This window comes from Streptomyces sp. NBC_00289, assembly GCF_041435115.1.
Taxonomy (GTDB): domain Bacteria; phylum Actinomycetota; class Actinomycetes; order Streptomycetales; family Streptomycetaceae; genus Streptomyces.
Map to the genome: position 1 here is coordinate 9412682 of NZ_CP108046.1, position 25606 is coordinate 9438287.

Here is a 25606-nt window from a genome sequence, read left to right on the forward strand (position 1 = left end):
CCGAGCCTGCTGCGGCACCACCCGGTGTTCGGGAGGCGTCCAGGTGGTCGTGGCCGCCTCAGCTGCGTTCCCCCGGGCGGCGCTGGCCGATACGGTCCACGACCCTCAACTCCTGCAGGCTTCGCATCTCGTGATACCAGCCGACACTTCGAAACCCCTTGCCGACCGCGATGACGGTGCTGCCTTTCAGGCGTAGGCCCAGGTAGGCGTAGGTCTCCGAGTCGAAGATGAACGTGAAGGAGAGCTTCGGGTACGAGACCCCGATCCCGCGGCGGCCGAGAGCGTCCACCTCGTCGTCGAGCCTGATGCCGGGAATCTTGGCGACCGCCTCGAACGTGGCCGCTTCCAGACCGGGGGGCATGACCCGCGGAACCACGAACAACTGGATCGCGTTCATGAACGCTTCCATGTCTCCCCCCGGGGTGCCCCTGAACCACTTGAGGAGCGTGTCCGGGTCCGTAGGCCACTTGGCCAGCTTCGTGTACTCGGTCGGCGGCCACATCACCTCGTGCTTGCCCAGCGGCGGATCGTGGTGGACTTCTCCGTGTTCCTGGCGCCGGGAGGGCTTGGAGCCGTCCACCGAGAGCCAGCTCTCGTCCGTCCAGGTCTTGGTCCTGCCGTCCTTCACATACGTCCGGGTGACGTAGTTCTTGGTGTACACGTACTGGTCGTTGCGCGGGACCGGCGTCCGAGTGCCGTCGGCGCGGGACCTGTCCGCCGCCCTGTGCAGCAGCTGCGCCGCGCTCAGGGTGGTCATTCGCGGGGCAGCCGAGTCCTGGTCGCGTCGCGCGGCGACGACCACGCCGCCCGCGACCGCCGCCGCGGCCGCGCTGGCGACGGCGACCCTGAGCATCAGACGCCGGGAGAACGCGCCGTGGCCGCCCTCCGCAGCGATGGCGTTCCGCAGGCGGGCGTGGGCGGCGGAGCGGGCCTCGTCGGTGACCGGGGCCACCCCGTCCGCCAGCTCGCGCACCGCGGTGAGGTCATCCACGATCGGTCTCCTCGGTCTCCTCGTGAAGGGCTGTGGGATCCGACCCGCCCAGAGCTTGGCGCAGGGCGGTCCGTGCGCGGTGCAGCCGTGAGCGCACGGTTCCCACCGGTACCTGGAGGGCCTCGGCGGTCTCGGCGTAGTCGAGGTCGCCCCAGGCGATCAGCAGCAGGACGTCCCGGTGCCGTGCGGGCAACGCCGCGAGAGCGCCGGTCAGTTCGCCGCGGGAACTCTCGGCGCTGACCTTGGCGGCCACCCGTTCCGCGAGTGGCTCGGCTTCGGCCGGGCCGGCCGAAGCGACGCGGGACAGGGCCCTGAGGCGGCGGGCCTCCGCGCGCCGGTGCTGGCCGATGAGGTTGGTGACGATCCCGTACAGCCAGGGGCGGGCGTGCGGCCGCGACAGGTCGTAGCGGCGACGCTGCTGGAAGGCGATCACGAAGGTCTCGGCCATCAGGTCGTCGGCCGTCTCGGTTCCGAGCCGTCGGGCCGCATACAGGTGGATGTCGTCGGAGTAGCGGTGGAAGAGCTCCGCGAACACGTCGGGCTCCTCCCAGGACCGTTCGATGACCGACGCGTCGGAGAGCGGGGCGTCGTACGCGCCGACGGCCGGGCCTGCTCCGATGCTCGGCAAGGCGGTCACTGAATGCCTTTCAGGTTCATGGAACTCCGTCGAGGTCGCGGGCATGGACGACTGCTGTTGGCCGATGCCCGTGTTCGAGTTCCATCCTCGGCCCATGGATGTGCTTTTCGGTCTACGAGCCCATGGCTGGAGGACCTGCGCACAGGCCGGCCCCGCACCGCTGGGCGTCCTTCGGCCCGCCCGGCCTCGGCCAACGAGCCGAGTCGGGCCGACTGTTCACGACCGCACCGCCGGTAGCAGACCAGGCCGCGGCCACACAATCCGTGTGATGCCGACTGGCGCGCATCGAGCTGTGGTGCCCGGCGCCATATGGGCCGCGCACACCTGACCTTAGGGTTCCGCCACGCCTGGTGTTGCCGGCGCATGGCGAGCGTCGCCGGTACCAGGGATCGCGGAACACCGTGCACGCATCCAGTCAAGGAGCCGCTCATGCCGTATCCCTCACCCCCTGAACGTCCACGGAGCCGCTGGGGCCGCCTCGTGCCTCACCTCCTGGCCGTCGTCGCTCTCGTGCTCGGATCCGCTCTGGCCGGTCCCGCGCCCGCCGCGCACGCCGCTGTCACGCTCTCCCGCGTGACCGGCTTCGGCTCGAATCCAGGCGCGCTGAACATGTACGTGTACCGGCCGGCATCGTTGCCGGCGAACCCGCCCGTGGTCATCGCGCTGCACGGGTGCACGCAGAACGCCCAGGTCTACGCGGACAACTCCGGCCTGCCCCAGCTCGCCGACCGCGACAAGTTCCTGCTGGTGCTCGCGGAGACCACCACCTCGAACAACCTGAACAAGTGCTTCACCTGGTTCCAGGGCACCGACAACCAGCGCGGCCAGGGTGAGGCGCTCTCGATCCGGCAGATGGCCGGCCATGCCGTGTCCGCCTACGGCGTGGACTCTCGACGGGTCTACGTCACGGGGCTGTCCGCCGGCGGTGCCATGACCGCGGTCATGCTCGCGACCTATCCCGAGGTCTTCTCCGCCGGCGCGGTCGTCGCGGGCCTGCCCTACAACTGCACGAAGGACAACGGTCCCTACACGTGCATGAGCCCCGGGGTGGATCTCAGCCCGGGCGAGTGGGCCCAGCGGGCGCGCGACGCCTACCCGTCGTACACCGGGCCGTGGCCGCGCACCGCCATCTGGTACGGCGACCAGGACACGACGGTCGTGCCGCGCAACGCCACCGAACTGCGCGACCAGTGGACGGCATTGCACGGGTTGACCCAGACACCCACCCGCACCTCGAGCATCGGACCCGATGGGACCCGGCACGACGAGTACGTGGCCTCGGACGGCACGGTCGGCGTCGAGGTCAACCGGGTCCCCGGCATCAACCATGGCACCCCCGTCGATCCAGGTACCGGCACCGAACAGTGCGGCAGCACAGGCGCCCCCTACTTCCTGGACTCCATCTGTTCCAGCCACTGGATCGCCAGGTTCTTCGGCCTGGACGACTCCGGTCCCGGGACCGGTTCGCTGCCCGCGCCCACCGGACTGACGGCGACCGGCGTCACGGACACCGGCGTCAGCCTGAAATGGAACGCGGTGGATGGTGCCGCGGACTATGTCGTCCAGCGTGACGGCAACCCTGTCGCCACACCGAGTGGCACCTCGTACACCGACACCGGCCTGTCGGCGGGAACCTCGCACACGTACGCGGTCGCCGCCCGCGACGCCGGTGGCACGACAGGATCCCGCTCGGGGACGATCACGGTCACCACCACCGGCAGCGCGGCCGCCTGCCACACGGGCAGCAACTACACCCATGTGCAGGCGGGACGGGCCACCACCACCGGTGGTTACACCTACGCCCAGGGCTCGAACCAGAACATGGGTCTGTACAACACGTTCGTCACCCACACCCTGAAGGAGTCACCCACCGGCTACTACAGCATCGCCGACGGCGGTTGCCCCTGATCGCACGTGTGCAGGCGTCTCAGCTCGATGAGGTGAAACGGCCCGCCATGGTGTCCGGCGCCTCTCTGCGGGCCGTAGTCATGGCGGGCCCGCACATGTCCGTACGGTGCGTGAGCTCCTAGCCTCCGGCCTGTCCACCAGTCGACTCGGAGGTATCGGATGCTTGCCCACCACGCGGCCACCGCCTCACCCCGCAGACGGCCCGGACGGCGTGCCGTCCTCGGAGCGCTGTCGCTCACCGCCGTCTGTTCACTCGTCTCCGCCGCGGTACCGGCCGCCGGCGCGGAGGGCGCACCGGGCGGTCACTGCGCCGGCCGCACCCGAGTGCACGTACCGGGCGCGGCCCACCAGCATGCCGACTGCCTCGACGAGCTGACCACAGCGGGGACGGTCGCCTCCGGCCACACCGATCCGGCCGACTTCGCGGGTCTGACGCCCAAGGACCTGCCCACGCCGAGCGGCGTTCCCGGCATCCAGATCGACGGCTACTTCCCCGACTCGTCCACCACCAACACCAACCATGGCTGGAACCACGACGCGCAGTTCGTCGTCCGGCTGCCCGACCACTGGAACGGCGGACTGGTCGTCTCCGGAACACCGGGCAACCGCGAGCAGTACGCCAACGACCGGGCGATCTCCGACTGGGTGCTCGCGCGCGGCTACGCCTTCGCCGCCACCGACAAGGGCAACACCGGCCTCGCCTTCCACCGCGACGGCCACAGGCCCGGCGACGCTATCGCCGAGTGGAACACGCGCCTCACGCAGCTCACCCGGGCCGCCCGCGCCGCCGTCACGGCCCGCTATCACCAGCCCCCTGCCCGCACCATCGCCACAGGCATGTCCAACGGCGGCTACCTGGTGCGCTGGCAGCTGGAGAACCACCCCGAGCTGTACGACGGCGGAGTCGACTGGGAAGGCACCCTCTGGCGCTCCGACGGCCCCAACCTGCTCACCTTCCTGCCGCCCGCGCTGCGCGCCTACCCCGCCTACGCGGCCGGCGGCCCCGGTGCCGAAGACGCCCTGAAGGCCATGCACCGGGCCGGCTACCCGGCGGGCTCCGAGTTCCTGTGGCCGTACCACCACCAGGTCTACTGGGACCTGACCCAGCGCATCTACCGCGAGGAAGTGGATCCCGGTTTCGACGGGGCGACCGAGGCGGGCACCGCGTTCTGCGCCTCGGGCACGCCGGGCTGTGACGCCGACTACGACTACGCCACCCGGCCGGCCGCCGTGCACCGTGCCGTCGACCGCATCGCCTTGACGGGACGCATCGGCAAGCCCCTGATCACCGTGCAGGGCACGCTCGACGTGCTGCTGCCCATCAGCCAGGACTCCGACGTCTACGCCCGCATGGTGCACGAGGCCGGGCGGGGCGCGCTGTTGCGCTACTACCGCATCGAGGACGGCACGCACACGGACTCACTCGTCGACACCTTTCCCGACCGGCTCCGCCCCATGGTCCCCTGTCACCGCTCAGCCTTCACGGCGCTGGAACGCTGGCTGACCGGGAACGGCCGTCCCCCCGCCGACCACACCGTCCGGCGCCCGGCCGGAGCGGACCGGGCGACACTGCTCACCGACTGCCGGCTGGACTAGTCACTCGTCAGCCAGTCCGTGCCGGACCTTGCCCGGCCGACGGCGTCCCGCTCCGCCTGCATCCGGGTCGGCTGCGGCGCGCGTTCGGGCAGCGTGGCCGGGACGCGTTCCAGGACCCCGCCGGCGAAGACGTCGTAGAGCGGGAGGGTTTCGAGGTGGACGTAGCCGATGTGGCAGTCGCATACGGCCAGGGGGCACGGGCGGGGGCGCAGGGCGGCCCGGTAGGAACCGTCGTAGAGGTTGCCCAGTTCGGTGCGGACGAAGTGGCAGCGGCGGACGGTGCCGTCACCGTCGACCGAGATCACGGATTCGCCGGTGCGGCAGGGAAGTCCGGCGCTGGTGTGCGGGTGGCGGCTGAAGGCGAAGAGGGGGTCGAGCGCGGTCCACTGGACGGCTTCGGCGTCCTGGTACGTGTGCCCCTCGGCGGCGTTGATCCACAGGTAGACGTGGCCGGGCAGATCGGCCCGCAGGCGGCGGGCCGCCTCCAGGTGTTCGGGCAGGCCGACGACACCGACGCTGAAGCGGACACCGCGGTCGGCCAGGTCACGGCACTTGGTGAGGAAGCGGTCGTAGGGGGTCTGGCCCGGGTGGTAGGTGCACCACAGGGCGAGGGTGTCGGTGTCGGCCTCGGCGAGCCAGTCGGTGCGGCAGCTGAGGTTGGTCTGGATGGCCACCCGGCTGATGTGGGGGAGGCGGGAGAGTTCCGCGAGGGTGCGCCGGTACCAGGAGCGGACCAGGCCCTCGCCCCACGGCGTGAAGAGGAGGGAGAGCCGGTCGTCGGTCTGGGTGGTGGCCCACTGGGCGAAGCGTTCCAGGGCGGCGCGGTCGGCGCGGAGTCGGTCGGTCGAGTCGCGCCGCTTGGCGAACGGGCAGTAGGGGCAGTCGTAGTCGCAGGAGGCGAGCGGGCCCCGGTAGAGGACGGTCAGGTCCATGGTGGGCCGGTCACTTCCTCTCGTAGGCGGCCATGGCGGCCCGTACGGCCGGTGAGAACAGTTCCGGACCGATGGCGTCGGAGTGGGCGAGGCCCTCCGGGGTGAGCCGCAGGGTCGCGGCATCGGTGTCGCTGAGCCAGCCGCGGTCGGCGAGGCGGTCGAGCTCGGTGCCGAAGTCGTCGGCGGGGGCGCTGTCGAAGCGGGCGCGGTAGTCGTCGACGTCGAGACCCCGGGCCTGGAGGAGCGACTGCAGGAGGTGGCGGCGGCGTGCCTCCTCGGCGTCCATGGGGTGGCCGACCTCGGCGTGGGTGAAGTCGGACGTGGTGACGTAGTCGTCGATGATGCCGCGGATCTCGTGCATGCCGACGGCGTAGTCGAACGAGTAGTGCAGGCCGGCGGTATAGGAACGGGCGCCGCAGCCCAGGCCGATCATGCCGTCGGTCTGGCAGGCGTAGTCGTCGGCGCCCTGCGCCGGGGCGTCGGCGCGGCGGAACATGCGCATGGACTGCTGGGTGTAGCCGTGCGCGAGGAGGTGGTCGCGGCCCGCGCGGTACAGGCGCAGTCGTTGTTCGTCCCAGGCCGGGTCGGGTCCGGCGTCGGCGCTGCGGCGGTCGAGTCCGGTCAGGGGGCGGACGTAGAGGGGGTAGAGGTAGAGCTCCTCGGGCTGCCAGGCCAGGGCCGCGTCCAGGGAGTGCCGCCAGGTCTGTTCCGTCTGGCCGTCGATGCCGTAGATGAGGTCGATGTTGAGGACCGGGATGCGGGCGTCGCGGATGCGGGCGAGTGCCGCCTCCACGTCGGCGCGGCGTTGCGGGCGTACGGCGGCCCGGGCCTCGGAGTCGACGAAGCTCTGGATGCCCAGGCTCAGCCGGGTGGTCCCGCGTTCTGCCAGCACGGTGAGGCGGTCGGCGGTGGCCGTGGCGGGCGAGGCCTCCACCGACAGCGGGACGGCGCGCAGGTCGGCGCCCATGCGGTGCTCGGCGATGTCGCACAGTCGGTCGAGTTCGGCCGCGGTGAGGAAGGTGGGCGTCCCGCCGCCGAAGGCCGCGGTGGCGAAGCGGACCTCGTCCTCGTGACCCAGCGCGTCGCGTACGGCGCCGGCCTGCCGTTCCAGGGCGTCCAGGTAGGCGCCGGTCAGGCCGTCGGGGGCGCCGATACGGGTGAAGAGGTTGCAGAAGCCGCAGCGGACCTCGCAGAACGGTATGTGCAGGTAGAGGGAGAGGGCGTGCTTGGGTTCGGCCGCCCAGAGTGAGGCGAGCGCGGGGCGGTCGGGCAGCTTGCGGTAGGCGGTCTTGTGCGGGTAGGCGTAGACGTAGTGCTGGTAGGGGCTGGTCAGCTGGGCGGTGGTCATACGGCGGCCTCGGCGGGGTCGAGGAAGAAGTGGGCGTACGGCACGGTCCACACGGACTCGTGGCCCAGGCGGTGGCCGGTGTAGCCGTCGTCGCCGTAGGCGGTGCCGTGGTCGGAGCAGACGAGGGCGAGGCAGCGGCGCCGGCTGGCGGCGGCGGCGAAGAGCCGGCCGATGTGGCGGTCGACGTACTCCAGCGCGGCGGCGTGCGTCTGTCGGGTGTCGCCCGCCTCGCGGGTCGCCCCGGGCAGGTGGAACCAGTTGGGCTGGTGCAGGGCGGAGACGTTCACGAACAGGAACAGCCGCTGCTCGGTGGGAAGTCGGTCGATGACCTGTTCGGCGCGGGCGATCTGGTTCTCGAAGGAGTGGGGTGAGGTGACACCGAACTCCGGTTCCCAGTGGGATTCCTGGAACAGGCCGGGCAGCACCGAGCCGAGCGGGCCCTGCTTGTTGAAGAAGCCCACGCCTCCGACGCACACGGTGTGGTAGCCGGCCTCGGCCAGGCCGGAGACGAGGTCGGGGGTGTCGTAGACGAAGGTGCCGTCGGCGGTGGTCTCGCTGCCCGCGAAGCTTGCCGCGAACAGTCGCGGATGGGGTCCCGGGGCGGCCGGGGTCGGCAGGAAACCCGCGAAGATCGCCTGATGGGAGGCGTAGGTGAAGCTGCCCGGCGCGTGGCGCCGCTCCCAGCGGCCGCCGGGGAGGTGGCGGGCCAGGTTGGGTGTCCGGCCCGCCGCGGCCAGCTCGACGGCCACGTCGTGGCGCAGGGTGTCGAGGGTGACGAGGAGGATGTCGTGGCTGCCGACGATCTCGTTCATGTCGGGCTCAGGCATGGACGGTTCCTGTTCTGTACCGGTGTGGCTGCTCGGGCCGGGCGCGACCGCGCAGGACGGCCGCCACCTGCGCCGCGTACGTGTCCAGGCCCTCGGCGCCGCTGCCGGGCAGGCCGGTGAGCCGGGGCAGCAGATCGCCGAAGGCGTTGACCTCGCCGACGAAGGCCCTGCGCCAGCCGACGGCCGGAAGCAGGTCGACGCCGACGCAGAGGGTGCGGGGGAAACAGGCCGCGGCCCGCTCGCACACGTCGAGCAGGTCGGCCAATCGGGCGCCCGCCGCCTCCACGGCCTCCCGGGCCGCGTCGAGGTCGCCGCGGCTGCCGCCGAGATGGAGGTTGGTCAGGGGCCATCTGCTGGTGCGGACCACGGCGTGGGTGGCCCGGCCGGCCACCACGACGACCCTGAGGTCGGCGGCGCGGCCGCGCTGGGAGGCTTTGGGCAGCCAGCGTTCGAGGTGCAGGCCGTCGGGGGCGAGGGCGTCGACGACGGCCGCGACGTCCTGTTCGCGTTCGTAACGGCGTACCTTGAGCGAGTTGTGCAGGCGGCCGTCCGGGGTGAGTTCCACGGAGGTCGTGGCTCTGATCCGGCCGCCGCCGGCCTCGACGGCGAGTACTCCTGACGCGGACGAGCCGTGCGCGGGCTTGACGAACAGCCGCCGCATCCGGTGCTCGCGCATCAGCGTCCGGACGTCGTCCCAGCCGCCCACCGGCGCCGCCCCTGGGCCCGAGGTGGGCGAGGCGGGCACGGGGACACCCGCCGCGTCGAGTACGGCGTGACAGCGGCGCTTGTCGAACAGCACGGCGAGGTCGTCGGGGTCGTCCAGGCGGATGCCGCCGCGCAGACCGCGCAACGCGGCCGTGAACCCGGCGTACCAGCGGGCCGACCCCTCCACCCGGGTGGGCTCCTGGACGCCCCGCAGCAGACGGTCGACCTCGGGGTTCTCGCCGGGGGAGTCGATCCGGACGATCTCGTCGGCGGCGAAGTCCGCCCCCTGCGCGCACAGCACGTCCACCCAGGGCACGACGCGCGGACCGGGCAGACCGGCCGCGCGCACCGCGTCGCCGAAGAGCGACACCCGACGGTTCTCCGGATTGCCGACCACCGCGAAGCGCGGACGGGGGAGTCCCGCCGCTCGGGCCACGGACGACGTACTCACTCGCCCACGGCGACGTATCGCCACACCGTGCCGTCGTCCTCCGTGTCCTCCTCCGCGTCGTCACGGTCGAGGTCCACCTCCACGCCCGCCGGCTCGAGCGTCTGACGGACGCGGTCCTCGAACGGCTTGCTGAGGTAGTGGTGGTGCAGGTCGAGCTTCTTGAGGTGGGTGAGGGGCTGACCGCCCAGGAGCGCGCCGGCACCCTCGTCGGTCAGCACCCCCATGGACAGGTCCAGGACCTCCAGACGGGCCACGACGGGAGCGGAGGCGACGGCCGCGGCGACGGCGTCCTGCATCTCGCTGTTGCGCAGCGCCAGATGACGCAGGCGCGGCAGCCGGGCGCCGGACAGGATGGGCTCCAGATCGGCGGCCTCGCTGTCGCCGCCGTAGTCGGGAGTGCCCAGCCACAGGTCGAGGTGCTCCAGCGCGGGCAGGTCACTGCCTCCGATGCCACGCACCACCTCCGCGGGCAGTCCACCGGTCTCCACGACGAGCTTGCGCAGCGCGCCGTGGCTCAGCGCGGGCAGCCGCAGCTCCGTGCCGCCGCGCACACCGAACTCCTCCAGGGAGGGGAAGCCGGAGAGCAGCGGGGCGACGTCGGTCTGGTTGATCCAGGAGATCTCGCACTCCTCCATCACCATGTCGCCGAGGAACAGCGCGCGCAGCGCGGGGAAGCGGTCCCGGGCGGCGAGCAGCGCCTCTATGACCGCGGACGGGCCCGAGTCGTACGCCTCCTCCCAGGCGCCGACGATCAGGGCCCGCACGCGGGTGGTGTCGACGGCGGCGCAGAAACGAGCGAAGGCGCCCGCCCAGTCCTCGTCGGCGTCGTACACGTCAGCGGTGATCCGCCAGGCGACGCCGTCCGGGTCGGGCAGGTCGCCCGCCGGCGTGCGCGGGCCCGGAAAGTCGTAGGCGGGCAGCCGGTACAGCGAGGCGAGGTGGTCACCGATGGTCATACGGCTGCTCCTGAGCGGAAAGAGTGCACGGACTGTGATGTCGGAAGTTCTACCAACAGGCACTGACAACACCAGTCGGCGGGGCGGGCTTCGGGGACGTTGTCAGTGGCGGCCCCTACGGTCGTCCACATGAGGCCGGTGCGCCGAGCACCCGGCGGTGAGGGGAGAGCCATGTACCGGCAGGGAGACGTGCTGATCGTGCCCGTGACGGACGAGGCGGTGCCGGACCATGTGGCCCACGCCCCGCGGGAGCGGCGCGATGCGCGGGGCCGGCTCGTGCTGGCGCTCGGCGAGGTCACCGGGCACGCCCACGCGGTCGTCGGGCCGGGGGAGTTGGTCCGAGAGCCGGGACCGTTCGGTCCGCTGCTGCTCCGGCTTCCCCAGGGTGGGCGGGTGGTGCACGAGGAGCACGCCGCGATCGCGTTGCCCAAGGGGTGGTACCGGGTGATCAGACAGCGGGAGTACGTGCCCGGGTCTGTGCGCATCGTGGCGGACTGATCCGCGTGGATCGTCGCGGGGCCGGCTGAACAGCGCATGACGGAGGGGCAGATGACCAGGACAGACATGGACGACGTGGCGGTGGGGGACATGGAGGACGTGGGGGATGTCGCGAGGGGTGTCGTGGGGGACGTCGTGTCCTCAGACGACCTGAGCGCGTGGCGTGCGTGGGCCTCGGCGACCGCTCCAGCCGACCGGACGGCCGCCGAGGACGGAGTGCGGCGCGCCTACCGCCAGGCCGGACTCGCCGAACCCGAGCGTGTGGTGTGGGCCGGTTCCCCGCGGGCGGCCGTCACACTGCTACGCGACCTCGCGGACCGCGGTCCCAGCGTGCGTGAGGCGGTCCGCAGCACACCCTGGGCGCACGAACGGCTGCGACTGCAAGGGGAGTTGGGAGCGGTGGGCTGGTCGGCGCACTGGGCGGCCACCGGGGGACGGCTGTGGGAGTCCACCCAGGCACTCGTGGACCGCATCCGCACCGGTGTCCTCGAAGAACTGGTGGGCCGGCAGACGGGGAAGGAGGCCGCCGAGGTCCGGCTGCTCCTGCTGGACGCCGTGCTGGGGCAGCATGACGCGCCCTGGCTCGCCGCGTTCGCCACAGACGGAGGCCCGCTCGACGGAGTGGCGGCGGTGTGCCGCAGCGCGGGCTGGTGGTGGCCGTACGACCGCGTGGCGGTGGTGTGCGAGCGACCCGTGGCCCTGCACCGGGACGAGGCGGGCAGACTCGACCACGGAGACGGCCCGGCGCTCGCCTATCCCGACGGTTTCGCCCTGCACGCCTGGCGCGGCATGCCCGTGCCGGCGGACTTCCTCGCGGAGCTGCCGACGCTCACACCGGAGCGGATCCGCTCCGAGGAGAACGCCGAGCTGCGCCGGGTGATGCTGGAGTACTACGGCTACGACCGCTACCTGACGAACTCCGGCGCCCGGCCCGTGAACCGGGACCGGACGGGCACCCTGTGGCGGATCGACCTGCCCGACGACGAGCCGGTCGTGATGGTGGAGGTCCTCAACTCCACTCCGGAGCCGGACGGGACCCGGCGCACGTACTGGCTGCGGGTGCCCCCCTCGACCCGGACCGCGAAGGCGGGCGTCGCCTGGACCTTCGGGTTGCAGCCCGAGGTGTACGAGCCGGTCCGGGAGACCTGAGGCGGAGGCTCGCGTGAATGCACAGGGACGAGGGACACCAGCCCTGCGCCGGCTGTGGACCCGGCCTGGTGACGCGACGTGTCACGGACTCGGCACCCACCGGGCTGTGGCCACCCGGCGGCCCAACAGGTGCCCGATCACACAGAGTTGACGACCGAGGTCCGGTGCGGTCCGAGTCGAACGGCGCCGACAAAAACGTTGCCCGTCGACCCCGTTGACACCCTGCGGTGCGCCTCTTACTGTCTCGCCAACGTTCCGAACACATCACGAGATATCGAACAGCTGAGAGGCAACCGCCCTGCCCACCAACGGAATCAGCACGCGTGTGGCCCGGAACGCCATGCCACAACCGGGAGCACGTCCAGGTGCACACCGGCAAGGGGCTCGTGTCAGTCGGAAGAACCCGGGTGCCGGGCCGCACAGACGCACCGACCGGTGCACCGCGAGGCACCGAGGCTCCTGACCGCCGACACGCGGCACGGGGTCGCGATCCAGGCGATCGGCCACTTCGCCGGTTCCCGCCGGCAGTTCACCTCCTGGAGACGCCCGCCAAGATCACAACGACTTCGGCGGCCGCGTCGGGATTGTCCAGGTTGCCGAGCTGGCCGGCGGTGCTGCACCTTCCGTCCGGAAGTTCAGGCCGACCTCGGCATCCGAGATCTCCGCGCGACCGCACCCACTGGTGGGAGCAGCGCTCGTGCAGGGGACGGACAACGCACCACGGCCTGATCGCCGGCCACCTGGCCCCGCCGGCCTCCCCGCAAAAATCCGCTACGCCGTCACCACTTTCTCAACGACGAGAAGAGCAAGGAACGATCACCATGCGTAACCGAAGAGCCGTCACCGCCGGAGCTGTCACCATCGTCTTAACGCTGTCCGCCTGCGGCCAGGACACCGACAGCGGCTCCGACGGGCTCCTCAAGGGCGGCACTGTGGGCATCGCCATGCCGACCCGGGCCTCCGAGCGCTGGATCGCCGACGGCAAGAACGTTGTCGAGGATCTGCGGGGCCTGCGGTACAAGACCAAGCTGGTGTTCGGTGACGACGACCCGAACCGGCAGGTCGCACAGATCCGGGAGCTGATCAAGCAAGGCGTCGACGCGCTGGTCATCGCGGCCATCGACAACCGGTCCCTGAACGGCGTGCTCCAGCAGGCCGCCGAAGCCAAGATCCCGGTGATCTCCTACGACAGGCTCATTCTCGGCACCAAGAACGTCGACTACTACGCTTCCTTCGACAACGAGCAGGTCGGCCGCCTCCAAGCCCGCTACATCATCGACAAGCTGGGGTTGGACGACGGCGCGGGCCCCTTCAACGTCGAGCTGTTCGCCGGCAGCAACGACGACAACAACACCACGTACTTCTTCAGCGGCGCCATGAAGCTCCTCCAGCCGTACCTGGACAACAGGCAGCTGGTCGTTCAGTCGGGACAGACCAAGCTCAGTCAGGTCACCACCCAGCGCTGGGACGGTGCCACGGCACGCAAGCGCATGGACGAGATCCTCAGCACGTCGTACGGGAGCGGGAAGGTCGACGGGGTTCTGTCGCCGTACGACGGGATGTCCATCGGTATCCTGGCCGCGCTGAAGGCGGCCGGCTACGGCTCCGACAGCAAACCCCTGCCGGTTGTCACCGGTCAGGACGCCGAGCTGGCCTCGGTGAGGTCGATCATCGCGGGTCAGCAGACGCAGACCATCTACAAGGACCTCCGCGAACTCGCCCAGATCGCCTCGCGACTGGTCGACGACATACTCAACGACAGGCGCCCCACGGTCAACAACACCACGACCTACGACAACGGCGCCAAGGTCGTGCCCGCTTACCTGCTGCAGCCGACGAGCGTCGACAAGAGCAACTATGAGGACATTCTGGTCGCAGGTGGTTTCTACACCGACGCCGAGCTCAAAAAATAGCCGCACGAGCATGACGGCATCGCCCCGTCCCGATCCGGACCGCACATCGTCCGGCTCAGGACAGCCACTCACCGGTTCGTCCTGAGCGGCAACCGCGGCGCTGCGCCGTGGCGACGGGCGCGACCCGGCGTCCGGTGCGCGGGGTCACCCTCAGACGGCGGCACATCCGACGGCGTCGGGGCGGGTGGGCGGCCTGCGCGGACGTGGTCTACGTGGTGGCGGGCGGTCGGGCCTGTGCCGAATCCTTCTCCGTCGTCGCGTCGAGCGGAATGAGGAACTCCAGCTCGGGGCGGTCCCATGCGACGGCGGGCGGGTTCGCGGGCGCGGTCCCGGTGCGCAGCGCACCCACGCTGCGGTAGAAGCCCTCGGCGGGAGGATGGGACACCACTCGGACGCGGTCGAGCCCGGCGGCGCGGGCCTCGGCCTTCATATGGGCGACGAGCAGCCGTCCGATTCCACGCCCCTGTGCTGTGTCGGTGACGAACAGCAGGTCAAGCTCGGCTGGGTCGAGGACGAGGGAGTAGAACCCGAGGACATGCCTTTCGTGCTCGTCAGCGCCGACGGCGACGAAGACGCGGTGGGTTTCGATGTAGGAGGGACCGACCCGGTAGTCCGCGACCATGGCCGCGTACTGCCCTTCGTAGGCGTGTGAGCCACGCACGAGCCGAGTGAGCCGTTTGGCGTCCCGCGCGACGGCCCTCCGTATCGTGATCGACCCACTCCCGGGGGTAATGCCTGCTTTCATAAGGCAAGTATTACGCATCCCGGCGGCCCGCAGGTCGGCATCGGAACCCGGCCTGTAGGGGCTGCGGACGACGAAGTCAATTCTGTCCTCGGCGCCGTTCAACGGTCCGAACCAGGTCACACTCCGGTGAGAGCGCCTTGCGCGCATGGGGTGAACGGGCCTGCGGGTGGCCGAAGTTGTCGCTGTCCCTCACATGTTCCAGCCGTGTAAAGGCGCACGTGATCACAGTCGGCCTCCAGAGATCGACGCTCAGGCAAGATCGGATTCAGGTCAATCAACTGTTCGATCGCTGACAACGCGCACAGGCCACTGACAGGATCTCCACACCGCACGGCAGCCGTTGCCCCACATGACCACCACGAACGGTCAGAAGGAGAGCCGGAGTGACAAGCTCCTTACGTGCCCGCGATTCCCGACCCTCCCGGATCAGACGCCTTGTGGCAGCCGCATGTGTCGCCGCGACCGCGGTGACGGCCGCCGGTCTGTCCGCCGTCGGCGCCCAGGCCGCACCGGATCCCACGCGAAACCCCCCGAAGATCACGCCCACTCTGCGGCCCGGTACCAAGCCCGTCGACCTCACCGCCTCCCGGCGTGGCGCGTTGCTGAAGTCCGCCGCCAACGCCAGTGCCCGCACAGCCGGTTCGCTCGGGCTGGGCGCCAAGGAGAAGCTGCTCCCCAAGGACGTCGTCCAGGATTCCGACGGCACGGTGCACACGCGCTACGAGCGCACCTTCGCGGGGCTGCCAGTCCTCGGCGGCGACCTGGTGGTCCATGAGCGGGCCGGCGCTCGGACCGTGAACAAGGCGACGGGCGCACGGATCGCGGTCCCCACCACCAGCGCCAAGGTTTCCGCCGGCGTGGCCGAGAAGAGCGCGCTTCGCATCGCCGAATCCGAGGGTGGCAACCAGGCGGAGCCGGACGGGGCACCGCGCCTGGTGATCTGGGCCGCCGACGGGACGCCGACTCTGGCCTGGGAGTCCGTCATCACCGGTCTCCAGGAAGACGGTGGCCCCAGCAGACTTCATGTGATCACCGACGCGACCTCGGGCAAGCAGCTCCAGAAGTTCGAGACCGTCCTCCCGGGCGTCGGGCACGGCCAGTTCAACGGCACGGTCAACCTGCAGACCGTTCGCGACAACGATGTCTACGCACTGCGTGACGCCCAGCGCAACAACTCGGTGTTCGACGCCCATCACAGCGAGGCGGGCGCGACAACCCTGTTCACGGATGACGACGACATCTGGGGCGACGGAAAGCCGGAGAACGGCCAGACCGCGGCAGTGGACGCGGCCTACGGGGCGCAACAGACGTGGAACTTCTACCACGACCAGTTCGCCCGCAACGGCATATCCGGGGACGGCAGGGAGGCGAAGTCCCTCGTCCACTTCGGCGACGAGGTCGTCAACGCCTACTGGGACGACGACTGCTTCTGCATGCTCTACGGCGACGGCGAGGACAACCTCAACCCGCTGACCGCCCTCGACGTCGCCGGTCACGAGATGACCCACGGCGTCACGTCCGCCACCGCGGACCTCATCTACGCCGGCGAGTCGGGCGGCCTCAACGAAGGCACCAGCGACATCATGGCCGCCGGCGTCGAGTTTTTCACGCACAACCCGAACGACGTTCCCGACTACGAGGTCGGCGAGCTCATCGACATCAACGGTGACGGCACGCCGCTGCGTTACATGGACGAGCCCTCGAAGGACGGACTCTCGCAGGACTACTGGTCGCCCGAGACCGCCGGCATCGACCCGCACTTCTCCTCCGGTGTGGCGAACCACTTCTTCTACCTGTTGTCCGAGGGCAGCGGCAGGAAGTCCGTCAACGGAGTGGCGTACGACAGTCCCACCTACGACGGGCAGCCGGTGGCCGGCCTTGGCCTGCACAACGCGCAGAACGTCTGGTACCGGGCGTTGACCACGTACATGACGTCGACCACCGACTACGCGGACGCCCGTGAGGCCACTCTTCAGGCGGCCGCCGACCTGTTCGGCCGGTCCAGCGAGGCCTACGAGGCCGTCGGCAACGCCTGGGCGGCCGTCAACGTCGGCACGCGTTTCGTCAACCACATCGCCCTGACCGTTCCGGAGACGCAGACCTCGGCCGTCGGCCAGCCGGCCGAGGCGCGGATCGAGGCGACGAGCAGCCGACCCGGGAGGATCTCCTACTCGGCCACCGGCCTGCCGGAAGGGCTGTCCGTCGACCCCACCACCGGCGTGATCTCCGGCCTCCCGGAGAAAGCGGGTGACTACACGCCGACGGTCGAGGCGACCACCTCCGACGGGCAGTCGACCGGAAAGACCATCGACTGGACCGTCGTGCCCTCCGGCGGCGACTTCTTCGTCAATCCCGGTGACGTCGCGATCGCCGACGCCGGGGCACCGGCCGAGTCACGGCTGATCGTGACCGGTCGTGACGGTAACGCCCCCGCAGCGCTCGACGTCTCCGTCGACATCGTCCACAGCTACCGCGGCGACCTGGTGATCGACCTGGTCGCCCCCGACGACAGTACGTACCGGCTCAAAGACCAGAGCGCCACCGACAGCGCCGACGACGTCCACGCGACGTACACCGTCGACGCCTCCGCCGAACCGGCTGACGGCACGTGGAAGCTTCGTGTCCAGGATGTCTACAGCGGTGACGTCGGGTACATCGACTCCTGGAAACTCATGTTCGGGTCTATCAGGATTCAGGTGTGGTTCGTCTGTTTGGCCTACAGGTTTTTCGGTGGGCTGGTCGGCCTACACTCGTCCGGCGGTAAGGCGGCCGTCGAAGAGAACGTCGAACTCGTTCAAAGCGCTTTTCCAGCGGTTGTTCCAGCGCTGGCGGCCGCGGCCGGTGGGGTCGAGTGCGAGGGTGGCGAGGTAGAGGCGTTTCAAGGCGGCGGTCTCGTTGGGGAAGTGTCCGCAGGCCTGGGCCGCGCGCCGGTAGCGGGCGTTGAGGGACTCGATCGCGTTCGTGGTGTAGACGACCTGCCGGATCGCGTCGGGCAGACCGAGGAAGGGCACGAATTCGCTCCAGGCCCGCTCCCAGGTCCCGGCGATCGACGGATAGCGCTTGCCCCACTTGTCGTCGAAGTCGGTCAGCCGTGCCCGGGCCTCGTCCTCGTTGACAGCGGTGTAGACGGGCTTGAGGTCGCGTGCGACGTCGGCCCAGTCGCGGCGTGAGGCATACCGCAGACTCGCGCGCAGGAGATGAACCACGCAAGTCTGCACCACAGTCCGGGGCCAGACGGCGTTCACCGCGTCGGGCAGGGCGCTGAGCCCGTCGCAGACCAGCATCAGCACATCACGGACGCCTCTGTTCTTGATCTCGGTGAGCACCGTCTGCCAGTACTTGGCGCCCTCGCCGCCGTCGCCGGCCCACAGGCCGAGGATCTCGCGGTAGCCGTCGGCGGTGACCGCGATGGCCACGTAGATGGGCCGGTTGGCGACATGACCGTCTCGGATCTTGACGTGCACGGCATCGATGAAGACGACCGGGTAGACCGCGTCGAGCGGGCGGGTGCGCCATTCCGCCATCGATTCCAGGGCCTTGTCGGTGATCGTGGAGATGGTCTCCTTCGTTGTCGTCATCCCGTACGTCTGGGCGAGATGGGAGACGATCTCGCCGGAGGTCAGGCCCTTTGCGGTCAGCGAGATCACCAGGTCGTCCAACGCACCAGTGCGGCGGGCGTACTTGGGCAGCAGCCGGGGCTGGAAGGTGCCCAGACGGTCTCGCGGGATCTGCACCGTGACGGCGCCGACCTCCGTCATCACCTTCTTGCTCCGGTAGCCGTTGCGGGTGTTGCCGCCCGAGCGCGACCCGCGCCCGCCGACGCGGCCGACCCCGTCGGCCAGGTGCTGGTCCATCTCTGCTTCCAGCGCGGACTGCATCAGGTGCTGAGCGAGCTCGGGCAGCAGGCCGCCCTCGCCCATCAGCCGCAGTCCCTCTCCGCGGACCTTCTCGGCCGCGAGCGCGGCCAGCTCCTCCAGCAGCTCACTGGACAGACCATTCTGCGACACCGGCATCGACTTCACGTCGGCACCCTCGACGCCACCGCCGACCTCGGCAAGCGACACGCCCTCCACGGTCTCGATCAGGTGACCAGTCGTCGTACTCATCAGGCTCACTCCTTCGGGGAGATCCACACCTGATTCATGACACTCCCCCACCTGGAGCAACCGGCTTTCCCAGCGCGGACAGCCCGTGCTCCGCGTGACCTTCTCGGTCAGCGACTGCCGTCCCTGCCCCATGCGCGGCACATGCATCAACTCACCCACCAGCAAACGCCCCCGCGAACTGCGGCTGCGCCACCACGACGAGCACCACGCGCTCCACGCGGCCAGAGCCGAGCAGCAAAGCGACGCCTGGAAGGAGCGCTACAAAATCCGGGCGGGGGTCGAGGGCACCATCGCCCAAGCCGCCCAACGTTGCGGCCTGCGCAGATCCCGCTACCGCGGCCTGGCCAAGACCAGCCTCCAACACCAGCTCACCGGCGCCGCGATCAACCTCGCCCGCATCGATGCCCACCTCACCGGCACACCCCGGGCCCGCACCCGCACCAGCCACTTCGCAGCACTTCGCCCCGCCGACCAAACGATCGACAGGGCGAGGTAGGCAGCCCCCGAATTAACCAACAGCGTCCGATCACGGGCGGGGCCGCACCCCTGACGGATGCGACTCGACGGCCTCCCCGCAGCTGTTCGGATCGACCGGTTGTTGCGGGCCATCACGGTGTCGGCAGGTCGGCGAGTTCGGTCTGGTGGTCGGCCGCCCAGCGTGCGAGCTGCGCCAAGGGCCCGTTCGCGAACGATTCGCCGAGCGGTGAGAGTTGATAGACCACGCCGGGTTGCTCCGACGACTGACCGGTGTTGCTCGCTTTGCTGACGAGGCCACGTGCCAGCAGGCGTTGGAGCGCCTGAGTCAGAACCTTGTCACTGACTCCCGCGATGCGCGCAAGGAGTTCGCTGCGTCGGGTCGGTCCGAGGCGCAGCGCGGAGAGCACGACGGGATCCCAGGTGTGGCGGACGAGTTCGGTGGCCGCGCGCACATGGCAGTCGGAGACGAACGTCTGGCAGGACTCCTCGTTCACGAAGTCCATTCTCCCCTCGTCTTCCTACCGAACGGTAGGAATCGCGTTCGTAGCGTTTTCGGAGACATCGTTTTCCAGACGAGGGAGAAGACGCCGTGAACGTAGGCATCCTGGGCACCGGAAACCTGGCCGTGGCACTCGGTCGCGCCTGGGCCGCTTCCGGCCATGCGGTCGTGGTGACGGGGCGTGACCCGCGGCATGCCGACGGGGCCGCCGACCGGATCGGCCCCACAGCGGAGGCCGTCGCTCCGGCCGACTTCGCGGGGCGGACCGACGTGGTCGTGGTCGCGGTCTCCTGGGAAGGGCTGGAGGCTGCCCTCCAACTCATCGGCGGCCCGGCGGGGACCCTGGCCGGCAAGACCGTCCTCGACTGCACCAACCCGGTCGACTACGCGACCGGTGCGCTGAAGCCGACATCCGGCTCCGCGGCACAGCGTGTGGCTCGCTTGGCCGCCGGTGCGGACGTCGTCAAAGCACTTCACCTGTTCGCGGGGACCTCCTGGCCGTACGTGGGGCCGCAGAAGGCGGAGCCGGTCGTGGCGATCTGCGGTGACGAACGCAAGGCCCTGGACCTCGCCGCAGCTCTCATCGGGGACCTTGGCGGGCAGACGGCCGTGATCGGTGGGCTCGACAGCGCCCGGCAGTTGGAGGAGGCCGCGGGGTTCGTCATCAGGGTTGTCGCCTCCGGGCACAATCCGAGGTTCGCCGTGCCCGACGTCGACCCGGCGCCGCTCAGCGCAACGAGCACGGCGGCCCGCCCTCCACGTAGGCTCTGATCCTTCGGGAGACGAGAGCAGGTCGTGATGTCGGCGGACGAGCCGTTACGGATGACGGTCGACGGTGAGGTGTTCGAGGTCAGCCGGCCGGACGACGGCCCGGGCAGCTACCACTTCGCCTGGCTGACGGGGCCCAACCCCCAGTACGGTTTCGGGTTGCGCAGCCACCCGCCTGCGCCCCTCGGCACGGCCGATCTCGAGGAGGCGATACGGGACTTCCTCTCCCAGGTGGACCCCGACACCGGATTCATCGAGTGATCGCCGGCTTGTGGGGCTGCGTCGACGGACGGTAGCCCGGTCACTGCTTCTGGCAGGACATAGGCCAGCTATGTAGAGTACGAGTATGGGTATGCCGCGTATGACCCTGCAGACTCAACTGGTCTTGCGGGCTTTGCTGGAGGATCCCGGTCGGCAGCGCTACGGCCTTGAGCTGTGCGAGCTTGCCGGACTGCCCTCGGGCACGATCTATCCGATTCTCGCCCGTCTCGAGCAGGCCGGCTGGGTGGAGAGCACCTGGGAGGACCCGGCTGTGTACGAGAAGTCCGGCCGGCCACGCCGACGCTTCTACCGGATCACTCACGAGGGCGCCGAACAGGCCCGCGAGGCGCTCGCGCGCACCTACCGGTCGAGGAGGCAGCCGCTCCCGGGATGGGTGGCGGTCCGCCCGGCCGCGGAAGGACCAGACCGGTTCGAGGGGTAGCTCCGACTGTGAGCCGGTGCGTTGCCGCGGTTACCCGGGTCCGGGTTCACCGGGGCCCGTGCCGGGTCCTCGACCGGATGCCCGCACCGATCCCGTCCCCGTGGGGGCGCACGGTTCGCTCGGCGAGTCTCCGTCGGTCTCCGAGCGGAGGGCGTCTCGCAGCCTGCGCAGATCGTCGGCGGGCCTGCCCAGCCCGTTGAGGCACAGCCGGGCCGCCTCGATGCGTGGCTGGGGACGTGAGGTGAAGGCCAGGTCCATGGCCTGGCGCACCATCCACTGGTCGTAGGCCAGCAGCCGTCCCGCGTACTGCTGTGCGTGGACGAGGTCGGTCTCCGTCAGCACCAGATCACGCATTCGCCCGTGCAACCGGTGCAGAACCCTGCTCTGCCGTCCGGCCTCCTGGGCGGCCTGTCCGGAGAGGGGGCCCGGTTCGCCGCAGGCGGCCACCGCCCGGTCGGCCGGCGACTGTGCCGCGACCGCTTCGTCCAGCAGTGTTGTGAGAGCTCGCAGTTGGGAGGCGCGCGAGGGGCGGACCGGTACAGGCCGGCGGTGCAGCCTGGCCAGGAGCCGCAGGGCGTGCCGATGCAGTGCGGTCGGCTGCGGTCCGAGGGCCGTGCCTGGGGTCATGGCGCCTCCCGGTCTGTGCCGCAGGACCCGGCCGCCGTTGGGTGGCTTCCTCCGCCATAGCGAAGAGCCTCAGCGGCGCACCCCGGTGGGGAGTGCCCCTCCAGTGTGCGCCCACCGCGCTGTTCGAGGCAGCTGCCGTCGGATCACGTCGCGAGCGTGGGGGAAGAGCTCGCGGTCGTACGAGGGCGAGGTCTGCTCCTCGCCAGCAGGACGCCGCTCGCGGCCGTGAGAACGCACCCCGCCGCACCCGCGTCGATCGGCAGTGTCCGCCCCACCAGTCGCAGTTGTCCACTCTCCTTCCTCGCCTGGCTGACCTGGGACTTCTGGGTGGCCTGGGTGAAGGCGAGCTTCCTGCTGTCCAGGAGTACGACGGCGTCCCGCGTGGCGGCCGGTGCACGGAGTGTCCGGCGCGGGCCGACCTGTGCGTAGAGTGAACGGCCGGTGCTCTGGTCGACGACCAGTCGGATGCCGTGGTTGGCGTACCACTCCTCGGCGAACAGCTGGGCGGCCTCCGGTTTCCCGACGAGACCCCCTGGCACCAGACGTGTGCCGATCCTCGTCGGGGGGACGGTGCCCGTGAAGACGTAGCCCCGGTATCCCTGGATCTCCTCGGTGCCCCGGTAGGAGAGCACGACAGTGGCGCCGAGAGTGTTGTCCCACCAGGTGTAGGCGCGTTTTTGCACGTCGAAGGGGAACTTCAGATAGGCCTCGCCCTCGTGGTGGCCCCGCTCCTGGCAGCAGTGCACGGGCTTGTTCGTCCTGCGGTCGGTGACCCAGCGGCCGGTGACGAACTCCAGCGCGTCACGGGGGTCGGCGGCTGGAAGCGACTCGTCCGTGTCCACCGTGGTCACCACGTCCCAGACCGCCGCTCCGCTGCGCTCACTGGCGACGACGTCACCGCGCACACGTTGCGTCACGGTGATCCGTCGGTCGTGGACCGTCCTGGCCTCCTCGCTGTCGAAGACGCTGCCGGTGCCGGTGTAGACGGCGGTCACGTCGATGTCGACGGGGTTCACCGCGGCGTGTGGCCTGACGTACCAGACGAGCATCATCGCCAGGACGAGCAGGAAGACCCCGAGACCGAGCAGGAACAGGGCAGGCGCAGAGGGCAGGGCGGTGCGGCGCATCCGACACTCCAGACTTTGGCCGCCCGGCTCGCGGGCGGCGCGGCGACGTGGGGACAGCGCGCACAGGTACTGGCGGGGGACGGTAGACGCGCTCTCGGCGGGTCGTCAATGGGCTTGGCTCGCGGGTGCGAGTGCGTCGTCTCGCGAGCCGTGGCGCCGGGGGGCCGGCCACAGAGGGAGGTAAATGCCCGGCCGTAAGGCCTGCCCTGCTGTACATCCCGGTCGTGAAGCCCGGTCGTAGCGCCGGTGGTGCCGGTCGCTCAGCGGCTGGCGGCGAGGGCCGCGAGGACCGCGCGGGTGACGCGGGCGACGTAGGCGTCGTCGGTGGGGCCGCCGACGGCCAGCATCCTGAAGTACAGCGGGGCGCCGAACAGATCCACCGCCAGGCCCATGTCGATGTCGGCGGGCAGCTCGCCCCGCTCGATCGCCTGGTGGAGCAGTGTCGCCACGGCGGCGCGCCGGGGGGCCAGGACCGCGTCGTGGAGCGCGGCGCTCAGTGAGGGATTGCGCGCCGACTCGGCCACCAGGTCGGGGATGATCCGGCCGACGAGCGGGTGACGGAGGTCGGCCACGGTGTCCCGGACGAAGCGTTCGACGTCGTCGTGCAGTGATCCGGAGTCGGCGGTCGCCGGGAGGTGCGCGGCGGCGGCCTCGGAGACCAGGTCGACCACCATCGCCTCCTTCGCGGGCCAGCGGCGGTAGAGGGCCGCCTTGCCGACGCGGGCCCGGCGGGTCACCGCCTCCATCGACATGCGGGCGAACCCCGTCTCGGCCAGCTCCTCGAACACCGCCCGCCTGATCGTCTCGGTCACGGATTCGCGCAGGACCGCGGAGCCCGTGGGTCTGCGGTCTGCGTCGTCGCGGCTGGTCGATTCCACGGCGGGAGATTAGCACCGGACGGAACGGTTGCGTTCCGTTGAGGCCGGGTGTACGTTCCGGGCCGAGACGTGAGACGGAACGGACCTGTTCCGTTCTGTTTTCGGAATGGGGGTCCTGGTGACGTTCCTCTTCGACGACAAGCCGTACTTCTTCCCCGGACTGTGTACGGCCGGGTGCGCCGCCTACGAGGACGTGGATCCGCACGCGGCCGCGGCCTCGGCCCCGGCCCCCGAGCTCCACCCGCGCGTTCTCGACCGGCTCGGCGAACGACCGGTCCGCGCATGAGCGTCGGGGCGGACACCCGGCCGGACGCGGCGGACGGCACCCGTCGGCGGGCTCGCACCGTTCTGGTGGTGCTGGCCCTGTTCATCGTGGTCAATGCCGCCGACAAGGCCGTACTCGGCCTGACAGCGGATCCCATCAAGGCCGAACTCGGGCTCTCCGCAACCGAGTTCGGCACCATCGCCAGCAGCTTCTACCTCCTGTTCAGCCTCTCCGCGGTATCGGTCGGCTTCCTGGGCGACCGCATCCGCCCCCGGCCCCTGCTCGCCGTGCTCGCCCTGGTCTGGGCGGCGGCGCAACTGCCGATCCTCCTCCCCGCCACGGGATTCGGAGCGCTCGTCGCCACCAGGGTCGCGCTCGGTGCGGGCGAGGGGCCGGGCTTTCCCCTGGCCAACTACACGGCCTTCACCTGGTTTCCCGAGAAGCGGCGCGCCCTGCCCTCCGCCGTCGTGGTGGCGGGTGGCGCCGGAGGCACCGTCCTGGCCGCGCCGTTGGTGGTCCTGGTCAGCAACACCCTCGGCTGGCGGGCCGCGTTCGGCATGCTGGGGGCTGCCGGACTGGTGTGGACCCTGGTCTGGCTGCGGGTCGGTGGCGGTGGGCCGTACGCCGCACACCTGGGCCCCGGCCCGGCGGACGACGAAGCGTCGGTGGACGGCGAACTGCGGGCGGACGACGTACCGGCTGCCCGCGCCGACGACGAACGTCCCACTGCCGTCCCCTTCTTGCGTGTCATCACCACCGGCACATGGCTGGGGGCCACCTTCTCCACCTTCGCGGTCATGTGGACGCTCTCCCTGGGATTCGCCTGGCTGCCACTCTTCCTGGAGGAGCAGGCCGGCTTCAGCGACGCGCAGGTCAGCGGGATCGTCGGGCTCCCTGCCCTGTCCATGGCCGTCCTGGTCCTCTCCACGGGAGCCGTCGCGCACCGGCTGCTGCGCGGAGGGGTGACCGCCCGGGTCGCACAGGGACTTCTCGGCGCGCTGCTTCCGCTGCTCGCCGGAGTCTGTCTGCTGCTCGCGACCCGGGCGGGTCCCACCGCGCTTCTGCTGCCCCTGCTGGTCCTGGCGTTCTCCGCGGGCAACGGCCAGACCCCGCTCATCAATGCGGCCATCGCCGACATCTGTCCGGCCGGCCGGCGCAGCGCCGCACTGGGGCTGTCGTACGCCCTCGCAGCCCTCTCCAGTCTGTTCGCCCCCTATGTCACCGGGCGGATCATCGACGCGGCGCCGACCGAGGCCGTCGGCTATGGCCGGGCCTTCGATCTGGCGGCCTGCCTGCTGGTCGCCGGTGCCGTGCTCTCGGCCCTCCTGATCCGGCCCGACCGGGACGCCCTCGGTCTGCTCGCCGCGCACCCGGCGCCGTCCGCCGCGTCCTGCCCGTCACCCGCGTCCTCCCTGTCGCCCGCGTCCGGCACGTCCCCTGCGCCACCTGCCGCCAGCGCGTCCGGACCGGACGCGGAGCCCTCAGCCAAGGAGTGATCCG

23 protein-coding genes and 2 pseudogenes are annotated in these 25606 nt (G+C 70.4%); 12 read left to right on the forward strand and 13 right to left on the reverse strand.

All coding sequences use genetic code 11. From position 1 onward, the window contains the following. Positions 1–58: 58 nt before the first annotated feature. Together OG985_RS42500 and OG985_RS42505 are read right to left on the reverse strand one after the other, a co-directional pair. Complete coding sequence (locus OG985_RS42500) at positions 59–991, reverse strand: CU044_5270 family protein (protein ID WP_371673753.1); 933 nt, start codon at positions 989–991, stop codon at positions 59–61. Next, positions 984–1628 carry an RNA polymerase sigma factor gene (locus OG985_RS42505; protein WP_371673754.1) on the reverse strand — a complete coding sequence of 215 codons (645 nt, stop codon included), beginning with the start codon at positions 1626–1628 and terminating at the stop codon, positions 984–986. The genes OG985_RS42500 and OG985_RS42505 overlap by 8 nt, the downstream gene beginning before the upstream one ends. Positions 1629–2057: 429 nt before the next feature. Between OG985_RS42505 and OG985_RS42510 the strand changes: the two genes are divergently transcribed. Further along, a complete protein-coding gene (locus tag OG985_RS42510) occupies positions 2058–3536 on the forward strand; it encodes a PHB depolymerase family esterase (RefSeq protein ID WP_371673756.1) in 1479 nt (492 codons plus the stop codon). 159 nt (positions 3537–3695) lie between these two features. Next, on the forward strand, positions 3696–5132 hold the full coding sequence (locus OG985_RS42515; RefSeq protein ID WP_371673757.1) for a 3-hydroxybutyrate oligomer hydrolase family protein: 1437 nt from the start codon (positions 3696–3698) through the stop codon (positions 5130–5132). On the opposite strand, the gene OG985_RS42520 is transcribed toward OG985_RS42515, so the two are convergent. Genes OG985_RS42520 through OG985_RS42540 form a run of 5 tightly spaced genes read right to left on the reverse strand, consistent with a single transcriptional unit; the run spans position 5129 to position 10351 of the window. After that, the gene (locus OG985_RS42520; RefSeq protein WP_371673758.1) at positions 5129–6064 is read right to left on the reverse strand and encodes an STM4011 family radical SAM protein; all 936 of its coding nucleotides are present in this window, start codon (positions 6062–6064) and stop codon (positions 5129–5131) included. The genes OG985_RS42515 and OG985_RS42520 overlap by 4 nt on opposite strands. Before the next feature lie 10 nt (positions 6065–6074). Further along, on the reverse strand, positions 6075–7412 hold the full coding sequence (locus OG985_RS42525; protein ID WP_371673759.1) for an STM4012 family radical SAM protein: 1338 nt from the start codon (positions 7410–7412) through the stop codon (positions 6075–6077). Beyond that, positions 7409–8224 (reverse strand): STM4013/SEN3800 family hydrolase, encoded by an 816-nt coding sequence (locus OG985_RS42530; RefSeq protein WP_371674665.1) that lies wholly within the window; start codon positions 8222–8224, stop codon positions 7409–7411. Before OG985_RS42530 ends, OG985_RS42525 begins: the two co-directional genes overlap by 4 nt. A gap of 7 nt (positions 8225–8231) precedes the next feature. Continuing rightward, positions 8232–9395 carry an STM4014 family protein gene (locus OG985_RS42535; RefSeq protein WP_371673761.1) on the reverse strand — a complete coding sequence of 388 codons (1164 nt, stop codon included), beginning with the start codon at positions 9393–9395 and terminating at the stop codon, positions 8232–8234. Next, positions 9392–10351, reverse strand: a complete 960-nt coding sequence (locus OG985_RS42540) for an STM4015 family protein (protein ID WP_371673762.1) — start codon at positions 10349–10351, stop codon at positions 9392–9394. Before OG985_RS42540 ends, OG985_RS42535 begins: the two co-directional genes overlap by 4 nt. Positions 10352–10522: 171 nt before the next feature. Here OG985_RS42540 and OG985_RS42545 point away from each other — a divergent pair, with 171 nt between their 5' ends. From OG985_RS42545 to chvE, 3 genes are all read left to right on the forward strand, one after another. Then, positions 10523–10849 (forward strand): hypothetical protein, encoded by a 327-nt coding sequence (locus OG985_RS42545; protein WP_371673763.1) that lies wholly within the window; start codon positions 10523–10525, stop codon positions 10847–10849. Positions 10850–10939: 90 nt separating this feature from the next. Next, on the forward strand, positions 10940–11998 hold the full coding sequence (locus OG985_RS42550) for a DUF6745 domain-containing protein (protein WP_371674666.1): 1059 nt from the start codon (positions 10940–10942) through the stop codon (positions 11996–11998). Between the two features lie 821 nt (positions 11999–12819). Further along, a complete protein-coding gene (gene chvE, locus OG985_RS42555; RefSeq protein ID WP_371673764.1) occupies positions 12820–13911 on the forward strand; it encodes a multiple monosaccharide ABC transporter substrate-binding protein in 1092 nt (363 codons plus the stop codon). A gap of 208 nt (positions 13912–14119) precedes the next feature. Here the strand turns inward: chvE and OG985_RS42560 are convergent, their stop codons facing one another. Beyond that, positions 14120–14674 carry a GNAT family N-acetyltransferase gene (locus tag OG985_RS42560; protein WP_371674667.1) on the reverse strand — a complete coding sequence of 185 codons (555 nt, stop codon included), beginning with the start codon at positions 14672–14674 and terminating at the stop codon, positions 14120–14122. 449 nt (positions 14675–15123) lie between these two features. Between OG985_RS42560 and OG985_RS42565 the strand changes: the two are divergent. Next, positions 15124–17322, forward strand: a pseudogene (locus OG985_RS42565) (M4 family metallopeptidase); the annotation flags it as partial. A 78-nt stretch (positions 17323–17400) separates the two neighbouring features. On the opposite strand, the gene OG985_RS42570 reads toward OG985_RS42565, so the two are convergent. Continuing rightward, on the reverse strand, positions 17401–18669 hold the full coding sequence (locus OG985_RS42570) for an IS256 family transposase (RefSeq protein WP_331718661.1): 1269 nt from the start codon (positions 18667–18669) through the stop codon (positions 17401–17403). Positions 18670–18814: 145 nt separating this feature from the next. On the opposite strand from OG985_RS42570, the pseudogene OG985_RS42575 reads away from it, so the two are divergent. Continuing rightward, a pseudogene (locus OG985_RS42575) lies at positions 18815–19258 on the forward strand (transposase); the annotation flags it as partial. A gap of 112 nt (positions 19259–19370) precedes the next feature. Here OG985_RS42575 and OG985_RS42580 read toward each other — a convergent pair. Then, on the reverse strand, positions 19371–19742 hold the full coding sequence (locus tag OG985_RS42580; RefSeq protein ID WP_371673765.1) for a winged helix-turn-helix transcriptional regulator: 372 nt from the start codon (positions 19740–19742) through the stop codon (positions 19371–19373). An 86-nt stretch (positions 19743–19828) separates the two neighbouring features. Here OG985_RS42580 and OG985_RS42585 point away from each other — a divergent pair, with 86 nt between their 5' ends. The 3 genes from OG985_RS42585 to OG985_RS42595 all read left to right on the forward strand — a co-directional run bounded on the left by OG985_RS42585 (position 19829) and on the right by OG985_RS42595 (position 21209). Beyond that, positions 19829–20509 carry an NADPH-dependent F420 reductase gene (locus tag OG985_RS42585; RefSeq protein ID WP_371673766.1) on the forward strand — a complete coding sequence of 227 codons (681 nt, stop codon included), beginning with the start codon at positions 19829–19831 and terminating at the stop codon, positions 20507–20509. A gap of 51 nt (positions 20510–20560) precedes the next feature. Further along, a complete protein-coding gene (locus tag OG985_RS42590; RefSeq protein WP_371673767.1) occupies positions 20561–20767 on the forward strand; it encodes a hypothetical protein in 207 nt (68 codons plus the stop codon). Between the two features lie 85 nt (positions 20768–20852). Beyond that, positions 20853–21209: a PadR family transcriptional regulator gene (locus OG985_RS42595; protein ID WP_371673768.1), complete on the forward strand. Its 357-nt coding sequence runs from the start codon at positions 20853–20855 to the stop codon at positions 21207–21209. A gap of 30 nt (positions 21210–21239) precedes the next feature. On the opposite strand, the gene OG985_RS42600 is transcribed toward OG985_RS42595, so the two are convergent. The 3 genes from OG985_RS42600 to OG985_RS42610 all read right to left on the reverse strand — a co-directional run bounded on the left by OG985_RS42600 (position 21240) and on the right by OG985_RS42610 (position 23841). Further along, on the reverse strand, positions 21240–21836 hold the full coding sequence (locus OG985_RS42600; protein ID WP_371673769.1) for a hypothetical protein: 597 nt from the start codon (positions 21834–21836) through the stop codon (positions 21240–21242). 143 nt (positions 21837–21979) lie between these two features. Continuing rightward, on the reverse strand, positions 21980–22963 hold the full coding sequence (locus tag OG985_RS42605) for a DUF3068 domain-containing protein (RefSeq protein ID WP_371673770.1): 984 nt from the start codon (positions 22961–22963) through the stop codon (positions 21980–21982). A 260-nt stretch (positions 22964–23223) separates the two neighbouring features. Then, positions 23224–23841 (reverse strand): TetR/AcrR family transcriptional regulator, encoded by a 618-nt coding sequence (locus OG985_RS42610; RefSeq protein WP_371673771.1) that lies wholly within the window; start codon positions 23839–23841, stop codon positions 23224–23226. A gap of 106 nt (positions 23842–23947) precedes the next feature. On the opposite strand from OG985_RS42610, the gene OG985_RS42615 reads away from it, so the two are divergent. Next, positions 23948–24127: a hypothetical protein gene (locus tag OG985_RS42615; RefSeq protein ID WP_371673772.1), complete on the forward strand. Its 180-nt coding sequence runs from the start codon at positions 23948–23950 to the stop codon at positions 24125–24127. Then, complete coding sequence (locus tag OG985_RS42620) at positions 24124–25602, forward strand: MFS transporter (RefSeq protein WP_371673773.1); 1479 nt, start codon at positions 24124–24126, stop codon at positions 25600–25602. The genes OG985_RS42615 and OG985_RS42620 overlap by 4 nt, the downstream gene beginning before the upstream one ends. The last annotated feature ends 4 nt before the right edge of the window (positions 25603–25606 follow it).

Coding starts and splice junctions, on each gene's coding strand:
- OG985_RS42550 (WP_371674666.1), top strand. CDS start 10,940: ATGGAGGACGTGGGGGATGTCGCGAGGGGTGTCGTGGGGGACGTCGTG.
- OG985_RS42525 (WP_371673759.1), bottom strand. CDS start 7,412: ATGACCACCGCCCAGCTGACCAGCCCCTACCAGCACTACGTCTACGCC.
- OG985_RS42510 (WP_371673756.1), top strand. CDS start 2,058: ATGCCGTATCCCTCACCCCCTGAACGTCCACGGAGCCGCTGGGGCCGC.
- OG985_RS42615 (WP_371673772.1), top strand. CDS start 23,948: ATGGGGGTCCTGGTGACGTTCCTCTTCGACGACAAGCCGTACTTCTTC.
- OG985_RS42595 (WP_371673768.1), top strand. CDS start 20,853: ATGGGTATGCCGCGTATGACCCTGCAGACTCAACTGGTCTTGCGGGCT.
- OG985_RS42605 (WP_371673770.1), bottom strand. CDS start 22,963: ATGCGCCGCACCGCCCTGCCCTCTGCGCCTGCCCTGTTCCTGCTCGGT.
- OG985_RS42590 (WP_371673767.1), top strand. CDS start 20,561: ATGACGGTCGACGGTGAGGTGTTCGAGGTCAGCCGGCCGGACGACGGC.
- OG985_RS42560 (WP_371674667.1), bottom strand. CDS start 14,674: ATGCGTAATACTTGCCTTATGAAAGCAGGCATTACCCCCGGGAGTGGG.
- OG985_RS42540 (WP_371673762.1), bottom strand. CDS start 10,351: ATGACCATCGGTGACCACCTCGCCTCGCTGTACCGGCTGCCCGCCTAC.
- OG985_RS42580 (WP_371673765.1), bottom strand. CDS start 19,742: ATGGACTTCGTGAACGAGGAGTCCTGCCAGACGTTCGTCTCCGACTGC.
- OG985_RS42520 (WP_371673758.1), bottom strand. CDS start 6,064: ATGGACCTGACCGTCCTCTACCGGGGCCCGCTCGCCTCCTGCGACTAC.
- OG985_RS42620 (WP_371673773.1), top strand. CDS start 24,124: ATGAGCGTCGGGGCGGACACCCGGCCGGACGCGGCGGACGGCACCCGT.
- OG985_RS42570 (WP_331718661.1), bottom strand. CDS start 18,669: ATGCCGGTGTCGCAGAATGGTCTGTCCAGTGAGCTGCTGGAGGAGCTG.
- OG985_RS42545 (WP_371673763.1), top strand. CDS start 10,523: ATGTACCGGCAGGGAGACGTGCTGATCGTGCCCGTGACGGACGAGGCG.
- OG985_RS42600 (WP_371673769.1), bottom strand. CDS start 21,836: ATGACCCCAGGCACGGCCCTCGGACCGCAGCCGACCGCACTGCATCGG.
- chvE (WP_371673764.1), top strand. CDS start 12,820: ATGCGTAACCGAAGAGCCGTCACCGCCGGAGCTGTCACCATCGTCTTA.
- OG985_RS42515 (WP_371673757.1), top strand. CDS start 3,696: ATGCTTGCCCACCACGCGGCCACCGCCTCACCCCGCAGACGGCCCGGA.
- OG985_RS42530 (WP_371674665.1), bottom strand. CDS start 8,224: ATGAACGAGATCGTCGGCAGCCACGACATCCTCCTCGTCACCCTCGAC.